This window comes from Hymenobacter rubidus (assembly GCF_016734815.1).
GTDB classification, from domain to species: domain Bacteria; phylum Bacteroidota; class Bacteroidia; order Cytophagales; family Hymenobacteraceae; genus Hymenobacter; species Hymenobacter rubidus.
Genome location: NZ_JAERQF010000001.1, coordinates 101,680 through 116,565, shown reverse-complemented (window position 1 = coordinate 116,565; position 14,886 = coordinate 101,680). Strand labels below are relative to the sequence as shown.

Below are 14,886 nucleotides of genomic sequence, written 5' to 3'. Positions count from 1 at the left end.
AACAAGCCGAAAAGGCTTGAACAATCACGATACAAAGGTTGGGTAGGTATTCGCAATGAAAAAAGGAAAGAATACCCCGATTTGTGACATCGGTTTTTGGTGTGATGTTTTCGAAAAAAGCGTCTTAATTACTTAAGGAGCCATTTTTACAATGAATGAAATTGCAAATTTGGCGCGGATTGTGACATCTCGAAGTTTGACTGCGCTGCCCGTTTTGGACTTGCGCAGCCGGCAAGCGAATAAGGAGAATCAATTTGTAAACACATTAACCAATTCGCCCGAAGCCACCCAACTGCAAGTAGTGAAGGCCTTGTATGGCAAGGCCACTGCAGCAAATGTGCGGGCCTTGCAGAAGTTGCAATCGCGGGTGCGCAGCAAGCTGCTCAACCACCTGTATTTTCTGGACCATTCGGACCCGCGCCACTTGGTGTCGCGCCGGTACGAACTGGAGTGTCTGGACTTGTTACACAAGGTAAGCATTCTGTACGCCGAACGCGAATACAAGCTCTCGGAGCTCTTGTTGCAGCGCTGCCTGCGCATGGCCGAGAAGGGGGAGTTTACGCAGTATATGGTGCAGTGTGCCCGCATGCTGCGGAATTTGCACGCCGAGCGGCAGCAAGTGATTCCGTATAAGAAAGCAGCCAAAGTGCTGCAACGGGCCCAGCAAGTGCTGGCCTGGGAAGACGAAGCGGAAGACCTGTACACCGCCACGCAACTGGCCCTGAGCGGTACGGTGGCCATGCGCCGGGCCGTGCTGGGCGTGATGCCCGACCGCTTGGCGCAGCTGGAAACCCTGCACCGAAAAGCCAAAAGCTTCACTACTTATAATATAGTGTACCGGGTGCGGCTGGCCTACGAAGAGCTCCAGGGCAATTACCAGGAAATTATTCGGGTGACGGCGGCGGCTTCGCGGCGGCTGCGCGACAGCAAGCTGAATGCGCGGCGGTTCGACATCCGATTCAATCACTTCATGAGCATTTACGCGTACCTGCGCAGCCGGCAGCCGGTGCAGGGATTGCGCCTGGCCGAGGAATACAACCGCGACTTTCACCCCTCGTCCGGCAACTGGTTCTACTTTCAGGAGCACTACGTGCTGTTGGCGCTGCACGCCGAGCAGTACGAGCGCGCCCAGCAGCTAATGGAGGTGATTACCAAAAACCCGGCCTACCTCATCCAGCGCGAAGCCGCCCTGCAGCGCTGGGACTTGTACCGCGCGTACATTGAATTTGTGCTGCCCCCGCCGCGGGTGGCTACGGCCCGGCAGCGCCAAATGGCGCAGTGGGTGCTGCAACTGCCCGAGTACAGCCGCGACAAGCGCGGCCACAACGTCGCCATCCTGGTATTGCAGTTGCTGTATTTCCTGCGCGAACGCAACCTGGAGGCCGTGTTGGTGCGGCTGGAGCGGCTGCGCAAATACCAGCAGCGCCACCTCTACGAGCCCACCACCCTCCGCAGCCGCCTGTTTCTGCGGCTCTTGCAGGTGATTGTGGAAAAAAACTTCGACGCGGCGCAGGCCGCCGACCGCGGCAAAGCCCTGCTGCAACAGCTGCGCGATACCCCGCCTCCGGGCGAAGCCTTTGCCGAAGTAGAGATTATTCCCTACGAACACCTGTGGAGCTTGGTGCTGGGCCTGCTGCGCGATGGAAAACCCGTGGCCAACGAGCCGGCCGAATAGTAGGCAAAAAACAGCCGACGAGCGGACCTGAGAAGCAGCTACGCCTCACGGGGCTGCTCGCCGACGGCTGTTGCACAGCAAAGCGCCCTAGGGCTCAACCACTATTTCGCGCGAAACGCAGTGGCTGGCCACGCACGCCTGCGAGCCGTAGCCGCGCATGCTGAAACGCACCAGATAGGTGCCGGCCCGGCGAAAAACGTGCTGGGCCGTGGTACCTTTTACCACCGTGCCGTCGCGGAAATCCCAGATGTACTGTACGTTCTGGCAGCTCAGGAGCTGGGCTTCGGGGGCGGCGAAGGCGACGGGCTGGCCCACGCGCACGCGGCTGGGCGAGGCCGTGAAATCGACCACGTCTTGCTCCACCAAGTGGACCGGAATGTATTTCTGGCCGCGGCGGATTTCGCCGGTTTTGTCGACGATGACATCAAGCTGGACCACGTAATTTTTGCGTTCCTTGTAGCAATAGGTTACTACCGGGCCGGTAAGGGTGGTGCCGTCGCCCATTTGCCACTGGTAGGTGAACGGCCCGGAAGGCTCATCAATGGACGGCCGGCCATCGAGGTCGACGCACATCATGCGCGCTTGTGGCGGGCCGCAGCTAACACTGGTGGTATCGCCGGCTTGCTGGGCTTGGGCGGCAAAGCCAGTCAGCAAGAATAACCACAGCGCGGAAAAAGAGGACAAACCGCGAGAACTTGCCAAGGAAAAGCGCATAGCAGAACAAAAGCGTTAAAAACGAGAAGTAAGGCCCGCTGAAGGCGAGGGGTAAGCGTTAGAATTTGTTGAGGCGCTGCAATACATCGCGCAGGTAGGTTTGGCCCACGGGGATGAATTTACCTTCTACTACCACCGAATTGTCTTCCAGGGCCTGAATCCGGTTGATGTTGACGATGAAGGAGCGGTGCACGCGCACAAAGCGGGCGCTTGGAAATTTCTCCTCCACGGCCTTCATGGTGCTGTACACAATAAGCTTGCTCTGGCCCGTCACGATGTGGACGTAGTCGCCGAGGGCTTCCACATACCGCACCTCATCGAAAGCCACGCGTACGAGCTTATTATCAACCTTTACGAAGGTGAATTCGGCATCGGCACCAGCGGTTTGGATGGTGTCGGCGCTGCTGGCGTTGGGCTGGCGTTCGGCCGCGTCCAGGGCCTTTTGAGCGGCTTGCAGGAAGCGCGGGTAGCTCACGGGTTTCACCAGGTAGTCGACCACGGCCTGCTCGAAGGCCTGCACGGCGTAGTCTTTGCTGCTGGTGATGAGCACCACAAGCGGCGGGTGCTGGAGGGTGCGGAGCAATTCGATGCCGGAAAGCAGCGGCATTTCCACGTCGAGAAACAGCAGGTCGACGGGGTTGGTGCGCAGCGATTCGGCCGCTTCGACGGGGTTGGTGAAGCTGCCGACGGCCGTCAGAAAGGGCGTATTCGCAATGCAATTAAGCACTACCTGTACCGAAAGCGGGTCATCATCAACAACAAGGCAACGCAAGGAAGCAGCAGACATAGCAAGGCGTAAATTGGAAGTTAAGCAGGCGAATGTAGGCGGTATGGTTTGTTTCTCAAGTTCCGGCGCGCTCCTCCAACTGCGGGTACAGGTCGGCCAGTTGCTGGCGAATGCTGTCGAGCAGCGGCCCGCAGTAAGGCTGGGCCGGGTGGCGGGCGGCGCGCTCCAGCTCGTCGAGCTGGGTATGCAGCACGGGCACACCGAAATAGGCTACCTGCCCCTTCAGCTTATGCGCAGTGCTGGCCAGGGCGGCAGAGTCGTGCGGGAAAGTGGCCGTCATGATTGCCTCCAGGGCAGGCGCTTCGGTGAGGAAGGTGCCAATAATCTGCCGCAGAAAATTCTCGTTGCCACCGGCAAGCTCTTCCAGCAACTGCCAATCGGGCTTCATTTTAGGGGTGGCAGGGTAGGGGGGCGCGAGGGCAGGGGCTGGCTGGGTTTCGACGGCGCTGGCCGGCGGAACCATTTCAGCCGTTCCCGCCTGCTCTGAACCGGAGCGGCCCGTGAAATACGCCAGCCGGGCGTAGAGCACGGCGGGCTCGAAGGGTTTGGCCAACGTATCGTTCATGCCCGCGGCCAGGGCCAGCACCCGGTCTTCGGGCAGCACCGAAGCTGTGAGGCCGATGATGGGCAACTGCGCCTCGTCGGGGAAATGTTGGCGGATGCGGCGGGCGGCCTCGTAGCCGTCCATTTCGGGCATCTGCACATCCATAAACACGGCGTCGAACGGCTCGGTGGCTTCGGTGACGGCTTCCACGGCTAGGCGGCCGTTTTCGGCGATGACCACCTGCACGTTCCAGACTTCCAGGGTTTTGCGGGCTACCAGCTGGTTGAGGGCGTTGTCTTCGGCCACCAATACCCGCAACGCCGGTTCGAAGGGCGCCAGCAGGCCGGCGTGGGCCTCGGGCTGGGCGGCGCTGGCGTCGGCTACTTCGTAGGGCAGCTCGAAGAAGAACTCCGAGCCCTGGCCTTCTTCGCTGCTCACGCCGAGCTGGCCGCCGTGCAACTGCACGAGGTTGCGGGCAATGCTCAGGCCCAGGCCGGTGCCACCAAACTCGCGGGTAGTGGACGTGTTGGCCTGCGAAAAGTCCTCGAAAATAGCCCCCAGCTTGTCGCTGGGAATGCCAATGCCGGTGTCGCGCACGGCGAAACGAACCGGGGCGTGGCCATGCAACTCAGCCGGCGGCATAGCCTCTACCGTGACGGTGACGCCCCCGGTGCGCGTGAACTTGATGGCATTGCCCACCAGGTTTACTAAAATCTGGTTTAGGCGCACCGGGTCGCCGAGCACGGCGGCGGGCACGTTGTCGGCCACGTTGACTTTCAGAAATAGGCCCTTGCTTTCGGTGGCGAACTTGAACATGGCCGAAAGCCGCCGCACAGCCTCGGGCAGGCGGAAGGGTACCTGCTCCAGGGTGAGCTTGCCGGCCTCCATCTTCGAGCTGTCGAGGATGTCGTTGATAATCACCAGCAGGTTTTGCGACGACGACTCGATGGCCGTGAGGTACTCGCCCTGCTCCTGGGTGGGGCGCGTGGCTTGCAACAGATTGGTAAGGCCGATGACCGCATTCATCGGGGTGCGAATTTCGTGGCTCATGTTGGCCAGAAACTGCGCCTTGGCCCGGCGCGAGGCTTCGGCGGCGTCGCGGGCCACCACCAGGTCAGCGTTGATGCTTTCGATGTGGGCCTTTTGCCGGCGCAGCTCAGCGGTGCGCTTGTTCACGGTGCGCTCCAGCACATACTGCGTGCGCCGCAACGCCCGCTCCCGAAACCGCAGCAGCCCATAGCCAAGACCCAGCAGCAGCAGCAGGGCCATCAGCCGGAACCACCACGTGCGCCAGAATGGCGTAGCAATGCCAAATTCTGAAGAAGCCACGGGGCTCCACGGGCCCGCCGTGCCGCGCCGCGCCCGCACCTGCAGCACGTACCGGCCGGCGTCGAGGCTGGCAAACTGCGCTTCGCCGGCGCGACTGGGGCGGCTCCACTCATCGGAGAGGCCACGCAAGCGGTACTGGTACATGAGGTCATCGCCGGTGAGCAGGCTGATGCCCTGGAAAACAAAGCTGACGCGGTGACGCGTGGCCGAAAGCCAGCCCAGCGCCTCGGCGGGCCGGGCCTCGCCGTCCACTTCGGCACTGGTCAGGGCCAGGCCGGGCGGGCGGGCCGCCAGCTGCCGCAGCGCCGGGGCCAGGTCAAGGCGCAGGAGACCGGCGCGGGTACTCAGCCACGCCACCTCCCCAGCCGGCCCGGCAGTGCTGAGGGCAGTCGGGCCGAAGCAGTCACGCACTAACGGGTTGTCGGCAGCCGCCAGCGGGCTAAAGCTCCGAGTGCGAACATCGAGCACGGTGAGGCCCTGGCGGTGCACCAATAGCAGGCGCGGGCTCTGGCCGGGCCGGGTGGGCAGCGGCAGCAGGCCGTAGATGTAATCGGAAGGCAGCTTACTGGCGGCGGTGAACTGCTGCCACTGACCACTGCGCTGGCGGCAATACAGGCTCTGGCCCTCGGTGCCCACCCACAGGCGGCCGTCGGCATCTTCGGCCAGGGCGGTGGCATCGAGGCCTTCGGAACCCAGCCGGTAATGCACAAACTCGTCCATCACGGGGTCGTAAGCCCCAATGCCGGTACCATGGGTTGCTACCCACACCCGGCCGTTGCGGTCGGCCAGCAGGGCGTAAATGGTGTTGTGCAGCAGGCCATTGGCCGTGGTGAAGTGTCGAACGGGCCGCGACGAATCGGCCGGCAGCAGGTAGATGCCCGCCGCCGCCGTGCCCACCCACAGGCCCGAGCCGGGCGCATACGCCAGCGCAGTAACGTCGATTTCTGCATTGTGCGAGAGGCCCGCCACGGCCTGCGCGGGCTGGCCGGGGGCTGCCACGGCCCACACGCCCGCGCCGGTGCCCAGCCAGAAGCCGCCGCCCAGCCGCGCCGGACGGGGCACCAGGGCCCGCACCGGCGCACCCGGCAGGGGCGCATTGCGGCCATTGCCAATAACAATGGGGGCTGCGCCGTGGGCTTTCAACTCCAGGAAGTTATTGCCGCCAAGGGTGCCCCAGGCTTCGGCCTGGCCTTTCAGGTGCACCGAAGCCAGGGCGGGTGCCTGGCTCGACCGGGCGCCGGGCGTGCTTTCCAGCCGCAAAAACCGGTCGGAATGCCGCAGCAGGCCCTGGCCGGCGGTGCCCAGCCAGGCGTTGCCTTCCCGGTCCTCGAGCAAGCAGGTAGGCGCGGTATCGGCGGGCAGGTGCAGCTGGTAGCGGCGCAAGTAGCGGCCGATGGCGGCGGTATCGACAGGCGGCGGGCCGTTGGTGTGCAGGTGCAGGCCGGCGGGCACGGCGGACCGTGAAGCGGGCGCGAAAGAACCGGAAAGCCGTTTTCTTACCGAAATGCTGCCCTGGTAGTGGCCCACCCAGAGCCGGCCGGTAGCGTCCTCGCGCAACGACACCACAAAATCCTCAGCCAGCCCGTCTTTTTGAGTGAAGGTGATGAAATGAGAGCCGTCGTAGCGCACCAGGCCCTCGCCAGTGCCCAGCCAGAGGTAGCCCTGCCGGTCCTGCGCAAGGGCATACACAAACGTTGGCTGGAAGCCTTCCGTCGGCCCGAACTGGCGCAGGTAAGCCTGCTGGGCACCGGCCGGACGCGCCAGCAGGAGCAGACTCAGCAGTGCCAGCAGGAGCAAGCCCGGCCGTCGGGGATGGAAGAGGTGCAGTACGAGTAATTTCAAACTTAGGGCAGCTGTATAGAAACCGCAAGGTAAAATACCCGGAGGCCCCAGTGGCCGGTTTCCGATTACCAGCGTTCAACAGCCGATGAACAGCCGCCTTTGCCCCGCCGGGCTATGCTACTTGGCCGTCACCTTAAACTCGGTCCGACGGTTGAGCTGGCGGTTGGCTTTGGAGGTGTTGGGCACCACGGGCTGGGTTTCGCCGTAGCCGGCCGCCGTGAGGCGCGCGCCCGCGATGCCGTGCTGCGTCAGGTACGTGACCACGGCCTGGGCGCGGCGCTTGCTCAGGTCCTGGTTCATGGCGGCCTCGCCCACATCGTCGGTGTGGCCGGCCATTTCCAGCTTCAGGGCCGGCGTTTCGGTGAGGAGCTTTTGCAGGCGCTCCAGCTCGGCGGTGCTTTCGGGCCGCAGGGTGGCCTTGCCGGTGTCGAAGAAAATGTTGCGCAGCACAATGGTGGTGCCCACTTCGAGGCGCTTCAGGGCAATGTCTTTCACTACTTCGGCAAAGGCGGCGCCGGCGGGCAGGTCGAAGTTTTCGGAGTGAAAAAGGTAGCCTTCCTGCCGCACCACAATGCCGTAATTGGTGCCCGAGGGCAGGCTGACGAGGTATTTGCCCGAGGTGGCGTTGCTGCGGAACGTGGCAATGGTTTGGCCGCTGGCGTTGTCGATGAGGTCGATGGCCGCATCGAGCGGCTGCTTGGTGGCGTTGTCCGTCACGGTGCCTTTCAGAATGGTAACCTGGGCGGTGGCCACGGCCACTGCGGGCGCCAGCACGGTTTGCTTCACCGGGTTCAGGCGCGAGGCCAGCAGCTGGTCTTCTTCGCTGAGCACGGGCTGCTTCTCGGGCCCCAGAAAGGTGATGCGGTAAATGTCCTTAGCGCCCAGGCCGCCGGGCCGGTCGCTGCTGTAGTAGCCGTGCCGCCCCGAGGCCGAGGTCACGAAAAACACGTCGTCGTCGGGCGTGTTGATGGGCCAGCCCAGGTTTTCGGGCTCGCTCCACTTGCCGTTTTCAAACACCGATTTGAAGATGTCGTAGCCGCCCATCGTGTTGTGGCCTTCCGACGAGAAGTACAGCGTCTTGCCATCGGGCGCCATAAAAGCGCCTTCTTCGCCATAGGCTGTGTTGATGGTGGCGCCCAGGTTCACGGGCTGGTTTTTGCCATCCAGGTCCACTTTATAAATGTCGGAGCCGCCCGCGCCCCCCGCCCGGTCGCTCACAAAGTAGAGGTAGCGGGCGTCGGGCGAGTAGCTGGCCGACGTTTCGTGGCTGCTGGTGTTGATGCGGCTGTTTAGGCGGTGGGGCTTGTCCCAGGCCACGCCGCTGAGGGTGGTCTCGAGCAGGTCGCCGCCGTTGGTGCCCACGTACACCAGCATGCGCTGACCGTCGGGGGCCAGGCCCACGGTGGCGTTGTGGTCGTCGGTGTTCACGGGAGCACCCAGGTTGGTGGCCTTGCCCCAGGTTTGGCCGTTCCAGGTGGCCTGGTAAATGTCTTCGAAGTAGCCGTTGCCTTCCGGGTCTTTTTTGCCACCCGTCGAGCCTTCGCGGCGCGAGGTGATGAGAATGGTCGACTCATCGGCCGACACCACCGGCCCGTAGTCCGAAGCCGGGGAGTTCAGTTGCGGCCCGGCGTTGTCGATGAACACGCGGGTGGGGTGGGCCATCAGCTGCCGGCCGTTGAGGCATTCCTGCACGCGGCGCTGCAAGTCGTTTACGGTCACGGTGCCGGCCTCGCCGTTGCGGGTGTTGCTGCCGATGGGCGTGGCCTTCTGGTATTCGGCCAGGGCTTCGCGCCACCGGGCGTTCAGGTGCAGGGCGCGGGCCAGCAGGTAGTGCGTGCGGGCATCGGCCGTCACATCAAGCTTGGCGGCTTTTTGCAGGTAAGGCAGGGCGGCGGTTTTCGAGGCAGAGTTGAGGTAGCAGTCGCCGATTTTGACGTTCAGGGCCGCGTTGTTGGGGTTGAATTCCTGGGCCGCCAGGAAATGGGGCAGGGCCTGGGCATAACGCGGCGGGTCGGCGCGGTATTCGTCATCGCCGGCCTTCAGTTCGCGGTTGGCTTCGCGCAGGCCGTCTTTGTTATTACCGAAATTGTCTTTGGTGAAGGCAATGCTTTGGGCGGCGGCCGGCAGGGCCGTGCTGAGCAGGATGAGCAGCAGACAGCGAGGAAAGGACATAGGGAATTGAATTATAAGGCCGTCATGCTGAGCGTAGCCGAAGCATCTCTACTGCTTCGTTGCAGTCAGCATTGATTTACTACTGCGGTAGAGATGCTTCGGCTGCGCTCAGCAGGACGTTCTAGTATAAATTGCTGCCTAACTATTCCGCGGCCTGGCCTGTGCAGCCGGCGGCGGCGGCGTAGTTATCACAGACTGCGATGCCCAGCTCGGCGGCTTTGCGCCAGTCCTGGCAGGCTTCGTCGGCCTGGCGCAGCATTTCGCGGGCGTGGCCCCGGTTGAGGTAGGCCTCGGCGTAGTCGGGCTTCAGCTTGATGGCCTGGGCAGCGTCGGAGGCAGCGTCGGCGTATTTTTCGAGCTTGAGTTGGGCGGCGGCGCGGTTGTTCCAGGCAAAAGCGTACTTCGGGTCGAGCTGCAGGGCCTGGCTGAAATCGGCGATGGCGCCGGCGTAGTCCTTGTTTTCGAAGCGGGCGCTGCCCCGGTTGTTGTAGGCCAGCGGGTTATCAGATTTTTTGGCCAGATAGGCGTCGTAATCTTTCAAGGCCAGGGGCAGCTCGCCCGTGTGCCGCTCGGCGGTGGCCCGGTTGAGCAAGGCCGACAGCAGCTCCGGTTGTAGCGCCAGGGCTTGGGCATAGTCCTGAGCGGCGGCGGCGTAATTACCCAATTTTCCCTGGGTGCTGCCACGGTCGTGGTACGCATACGCCATTTGGGGGTCGGCCTTGATAGCCCCGTCAAAATCAGCCTTTGCCGCCGGGAAATCGGCTTTTTCAAAGCGCAGTACGCCGCGGTTGTACCAAGCGGGGGCGTAGTCGGGCTTGGCTTTGATGGCCTCGGAATAATCCTGGTCGGCTTCCGGAAGTTGGTTCTGGGCCTCGTGCACACGCCCCCGACCGAAATAGCTGGCGTAGTTGCCGGGTTCCAGCTTCAGCGCTTGGTCGTAGTCGGCCAGCGCCTGGGGGTAGTCTTTCAGCTCGTAGCGTGTGGCGGCGCGGTTGGTGTAGGCCGCTGCGAAATCGGGTTTGGCGGCGATGGCCTGGTCGAAGCTGCGTAGCGCCGCCGGGTAGCTCTGGGCCTGAAAACTGGCCAGGCCGCTGTTGTACGCTTTCTCGGCCAGCTGGGGGCCCGGTAGGGTACTGGCCCGTACCGTGTCGACCTGCGCCTGGGCAAAAGCGGGTATCCCAAGCAACACGAAGAAAAGTAGAGATTTTTGTATCATAGCAATAATGGATACCAAATGCACAGCGTATAGAGCGAAGATATAGGATTTTTTATTTCAGTCAATAGACTGGATGTAAAAAAGAACGTCATGCCACGCTAAGCGGCATGACGTTCCGTAGCCACTGCACCAACCTACTTTTTTTCTGCTTTCGCCTTTCCGAAAATGCTCTTTGGCAATAGCATGTGCGCGCCTCGCGTGCCGTCTACCACTTGCGTGGCATCGAGGTCGCCGGCCACGCTGCACAGCATGTAGGCGTCGTCGCGCGTGAGGTGCTTCTCAGCGACCAAGAAGGCTATCATTTCGCGTACGGCGTCTTTAGCGGCCAGGGTCAGGTCCTCGTTCAAGCCCATGCTAATGTAGTGCGTGGGCGTTTCGGCCCGCGGCAAGGTCAGGTGCATGTCCTTGCGTACGATGAACTGCAGCGTGCCCGAAAGCGAGGTTTCCAGGGCGGTTATGTCGACCTCACCGTTGCCCTGGCCGGCGTGGCCGTCGCCCACAAAAAACAGTGCCCCCGCCGCGTGCACCGGCAAGTACAGCGTGGTGCCCGCCACCAATTCCTTGTTGTCGAGGTTGCCGCCGTGGATGCCGGGCGGCGCGCTGTTCACGCGGCCCGCGGCGGCCGGCGGCGCCACGCCCATGCTCCCAAAAAACGGCCGCAGCGGCACGTCGATGCCCGGCGCAAAGTGCGCGACCATCTTCTTTGCATCGAGCGGAATAATCTTCATCTTGGCATAGCCAAAATCCTCCGGAATTAAGCCGCTTTTGGCCCCAAACGCATTGTAGGCGTAGGGAATGGCCAGCTTAATAGACTGAATGCGTACTTCCAGCACGTCGCCGGGCTCGGCGCCCTCCACGAAAATGGGGCCGGTGAGAATGTGGCCTCCCGGGCCCTTATTGGTCACCTTTTCCACAATCTCGCGCAGGTTGGGCTCCACTTGCGCGGGCGGTACGCCGGCCCCTTCCAGGCGGGTAGGAGTGGAGGTGATGAGCGTGTGCACTTCCACCGTTTCGCCGGATTTGATGCGTAGCACGGGCGGCGCGGCGGCATCGTAGTAGCCCCAGGCGGCGGTGGCGGGCGTGATGGGCAGCTGGTGCGTGGCGTGTTGGGCCTGCGCGCTCAGGGTCAGGCTCATGGCCAGGGCCAGGCCGAGGCTGGCGTGGCGGGCCAGCGGGTTACGGGTTTTCATGACAGCAAGTACGCCACGGACAGTTGATGTCGGGCACGGTGGACGCGGCTTTTTGTGCGCCGCTTGTTATTCGGGGAGAATGCGTAGATTTGGGTATAAACTTTAGGGGTGTCCGGCTCGCTCGGACTGAGAGTATACCCTTTGAACCTGCTCCGGCTGATACCGGCGAAGGGAAAAGTATCGGTGCCCCGGCTGCCTTCTCGGCGGCTGTCACCTCTATTGTTTATGGAATCGATTCGTTGCCAACTTTTCCAGTTGCCATGGTCTGCTACGTAAACAATTCGCCTCAGGAAACCTCCGACGCCCAGACACTTACCCAACTCCTCGCCGACCTGGCTTTGGCCGAGCAGCGCGGCCTCGCCGTGGCCGTGAACGACGAAGTGGTGCCGCGTGCCGCGTGGCCCGCGCACGAGCTGCGCGAGCAGGACCGGGTTACCATCATCCGCGCCACGCAGGGCGGGTAGGGGCCTTGCGTCTGTCATCCTGAGCGTAGCGAAGGACCTTTTCACCGATGAATAATTATTTCTCCAACTGTGATAAGGTCCTTCGCTACGCTCAGGATGACAGCAGTCAAAAACAGCTAATTAGAAACATTTCACCGCTACACTTTTCAATAGATGAAAAAGAAAGACCAGGCCCCGCAGCAGACGCTGGTGGAGCGCCAGCCGCTCACCGGCTCCCGCAAAATTTACGTGCCCGGCAAGCTGCACCCCAATATCCGGGTGGCCATGCGCGAAATCGCCCTGGCCGACACTGAGCGCAAGTTCGATTTCGGCTTCCCCTCCGAGCAGAACGCGCCTGTGACGGTGTACGACACCAGCGGCCCCTACACCGACCCCAACGTCGAAATTGACCTGAAAAAAGGCCTGCCCCGCCTGCGCCAGCAATGGATTCTGGACCGCGGCGACGTGGAGCAACTCACCGGTACCACTTCCGAGTACGGCCAGCAGCGCGCCGCCGACGCCAGCCTCGACCACCTGCGTTTCGAGCACATCGCGGCCCCGCTGCGCGCCAAGCCCGGCTACAATGTGAGCCAGATGCACTACGCCAAAAAGGGCATCATCACGCCGGAGATGGAGTACATCGCCATCCGCGAAAACCAGCGCTTCGACGAACTGCCTGCCGACGACCCGCTGCGCACGCAGCACCGCGGCCACAGCTTCGGCGCCAACACGCCCGAGGGCCACATCACGGCCGAATTCGTGCGCCAGGAAGTGGCCGCCGGCCGCGCCGTCATCCCGAGCAACATCAACCACCCGGAGAGCGAGCCCATGATTATCGGCCGCAACTTCCTGGTGAAAATCAACACCAACATCGGCAACTCGGCCGTGACTTCATCCATTGAGGAAGAAGTAGATAAGGCCGTGTGGAGCTGCCGCTGGGGCGGTGACACGCTGATGGACCTGAGCACCGGCAAAAACATTCACGAAACCCGCGAGTGGATTATCCGCAACTGCCCCGTGCCGGTGGGTACCGTGCCCATCTACCAAGCGCTGGAAAAGGTGAACGGCAAGGCCGAGGACCTGACCTGGGAGCTGTTCCGCGATACGCTGATTGAGCAGGCCGAGCAGGGCGTCGACTACTTCACCATCCACGCCGGCGTGCTGCTGCGCTACGTGCCGATGACGGCCAAGCGCGTGACGGGCATCGTGTCGCGCGGCGGCTCCATTATGGCCAAATGGTGCCTGGCGCACCACAAGGAGAGTTTCCTCTACACGCATTTCGAGGAAATCTGCGAAATCATGAAGGCCTACGACGTGGCTTTCTCGCTGGGCGACGGCCTGCGCCCCGGCTCCATTGCCGACGCCAACGACGAAGCCCAGTTTGCCGAGTTGGAAACCCTGGGCGAGCTCACCAAAATTGCCTGGAAGCACGATGTGCAGGTGATGATTGAGGGCCCCGGCCACGTGCCCATGCACCTCATCAAGGAGAACATGGACAAGCAGCTGAAGGAGTGTCACGAGGCACCCTTCTACACGCTGGGGCCGCTCACGACGGACATCGCCCCTGGCTATGACCACATTACCTCGGCCATCGGCGCAGCCATGATTGGCTGGTTTGGTACGGCCATGCTGTGCTACGTGACGCCCAAGGAGCACCTCGGCCTGCCCAACAAACAGGACGTGAAAGACGGCGTAATTGCCTACAAAATCGCCGCCCACGCCGCCGACCTGGCCAAAGGCCACCCGGGCGCGCAGTACCGCGACAACGCCCTGAGCAAGGCTCGCTTCGAGTTCCGATGGGAAGACCAGTTCAACCTCAGCCTCGACCCCGACACGGCCCGCGAATACCACGACGAAACCCTGCCCGCCGAAGGCGCCAAAGTGGCCCACTTCTGTTCGATGTGCGGCCCGCACTTCTGCTCGATGAAAATCACCCAGGAAGTGCGCGACTACGCGGCGGCCCAGGACTTGACCGCCAGCGAAGTGCTGGCCAAAGGGATGGTGGAAAAGTCGCGGGAATTTGTGGAAAAAGGCAGCGAGATTTATTTCTAACGCTTAGCTACACAAAAAAATATTAGAAGAACGTCATGCTAAGCGCAGTCGAAGCATCTCTACCGCGCAATGCAATCCAATCGACTGAGTTTACTGCAGCGGTAGAGATGCTTCGGCTGCGCTCAGCATGACGTTCAAAATTCGCTCTCTGCATAATGTCCCAACCCTTCCGCCCCTACGCTCTCAGTATTGCCGGCTTCGACCCTAGCGCCGGGGCTGGCCTGCTGGCCGACGTGAAGACGTTCGAGAGCCACGGCGTGTATGGGCTGGGCGTGTGCACGGCTCTCACCGTGCAAAACGACGTGACGTTTGAGCGGGTGAATTGGGTGCCGGCGGCTGAAATCCGGGAGCAGATTCGCATTCTGTTTGCGCGATTCAAGGTCGATTTTATTAAAATCGGACTGGTCGAAAGCCTGCCGCAGCTGCTGGAACTGGTGGGCTGGCTGAAGGTGCAAAACCCGAAGCTGCAAATTGTGTGGGACCCCGTGCTGAAAGCCTCCGCCGGCTACGAGTTCCACCGCAAAACCGACCGCCAACTGATGCAGGCCCTCTGCGCCGAAATGGCCCTCGTAACGCCGAACAAGCCCGAAATGCTGCGCATGTGGCCCGGTGAAGAATCGGCCGAAACGGCGGCCCAGGTGGTGAGTGCCTTCTGCCCGGTGCTGCTGAAAGGTGGCCACGACGAAGGCGAGCTTTCGACCGATGTGCTGTATGCCCGCGGCAAGTGGGACTCGTTTTCGGTGACGCGCCTGCCACACGGCGAGAAGCACGGCAGCGGCTGCGTGCTCTCGGCCGCGGTGCTGGCCCAGTTGGCCAAGGGCGAAACTTTGGTCGAGGCATGCGACGCCGCCAAGGACTACACCACCGCCTTCCTGGCCAGCAACGACACGCGGCTGGGCTACCATTCGAAAAGCTAATAGAT

10 protein-coding genes and 1 riboswitch are annotated in these 14,886 nt (G+C 62.3%); of the genes, 4 read left to right on the top strand and 6 right to left on the bottom strand.

Annotated features, from left to right (window positions below):
* The first annotated feature begins 196 nt into the window (after nucleotides 1-196).
* The gene (locus JKL48_RS00450) at nucleotides 197-1,675 is read left to right on the top strand and encodes a hypothetical protein (protein ID WP_201977284.1); all 1,479 of its coding nucleotides are present in this window, start codon (nucleotides 197-199) and stop codon (nucleotides 1,673-1,675) included.
* Between the two features lie 87 nt (nucleotides 1,676-1,762).
* Here the strand turns inward: JKL48_RS00450 and JKL48_RS00445 are convergent, their stop codons facing one another.
* The 6 genes from JKL48_RS00445 to JKL48_RS00420 form a co-directional block, all read right to left on the bottom strand.
* Nucleotides 1,763-2,359, bottom strand: coding sequence for a PKD domain-containing protein (locus tag JKL48_RS00445; protein ID WP_201977282.1), 597 nt, complete (start codon nucleotides 2,357-2,359; stop codon nucleotides 1,763-1,765).
* A gap of 88 nt (nucleotides 2,360-2,447) precedes the next feature.
* Complete coding sequence (locus tag JKL48_RS00440) at nucleotides 2,448-3,176, bottom strand: LytR/AlgR family response regulator transcription factor (RefSeq protein ID WP_201977280.1); 729 nt, start codon at nucleotides 3,174-3,176, stop codon at nucleotides 2,448-2,450.
* A 55-nt stretch (nucleotides 3,177-3,231) separates the two neighbouring features.
* Complete coding sequence (locus tag JKL48_RS00435; protein ID WP_201977278.1) at nucleotides 3,232-6,891, bottom strand: hybrid sensor histidine kinase/response regulator; 3,660 nt, start codon at nucleotides 6,889-6,891, stop codon at nucleotides 3,232-3,234.
* 117 nt (nucleotides 6,892-7,008) lie between these two features.
* Nucleotides 7,009-9,063 (bottom strand): OmpA family protein, encoded by a 2,055-nt coding sequence (locus JKL48_RS00430; RefSeq protein ID WP_201977276.1) that lies wholly within the window; start codon nucleotides 9,061-9,063, stop codon nucleotides 7,009-7,011.
* Nucleotides 9,064-9,205: 142 nt separating this feature from the next.
* A complete protein-coding gene (locus JKL48_RS00425; RefSeq protein WP_201977274.1) occupies nucleotides 9,206-10,279 on the bottom strand; it encodes a tetratricopeptide repeat protein in 1,074 nt (357 codons plus the stop codon).
* A 134-nt stretch (nucleotides 10,280-10,413) separates the two neighbouring features.
* Nucleotides 10,414-11,469 (bottom strand): acetamidase/formamidase family protein, encoded by a 1,056-nt coding sequence (locus JKL48_RS00420; RefSeq protein ID WP_201977273.1) that lies wholly within the window; start codon nucleotides 11,467-11,469, stop codon nucleotides 10,414-10,416.
* Nucleotides 11,470-11,563: 94 nt separating this feature from the next.
* Nucleotides 11,564-11,660, top strand: a riboswitch (TPP riboswitch).
* 69 nt (nucleotides 11,661-11,729) lie between these two features.
* On the opposite strand from JKL48_RS00420, the gene thiS reads away from it, so the two are divergent.
* The 3 genes from thiS (at nucleotide 11,730) to thiD (ending at nucleotide 14,881) form a co-directional block, all read left to right on the top strand.
* Complete coding sequence (thiS, locus tag JKL48_RS00415; RefSeq protein ID WP_201977272.1) at nucleotides 11,730-11,933, top strand: sulfur carrier protein ThiS; 204 nt, start codon at nucleotides 11,730-11,732, stop codon at nucleotides 11,931-11,933.
* Nucleotides 11,934-12,086: 153 nt separating this feature from the next.
* Nucleotides 12,087-13,964: a phosphomethylpyrimidine synthase ThiC gene (gene thiC / locus JKL48_RS00410; RefSeq protein WP_201977271.1), complete on the top strand. Its 1,878-nt coding sequence runs from the start codon at nucleotides 12,087-12,089 to the stop codon at nucleotides 13,962-13,964.
* Nucleotides 13,965-14,119: 155 nt separating this feature from the next.
* On the top strand, nucleotides 14,120-14,881 hold the full coding sequence (gene thiD / locus JKL48_RS00405; RefSeq protein WP_201977270.1) for a bifunctional hydroxymethylpyrimidine kinase/phosphomethylpyrimidine kinase: 762 nt from the start codon (nucleotides 14,120-14,122) through the stop codon (nucleotides 14,879-14,881).
* The last annotated feature ends 5 nt before the right edge of the window (nucleotides 14,882-14,886 follow it).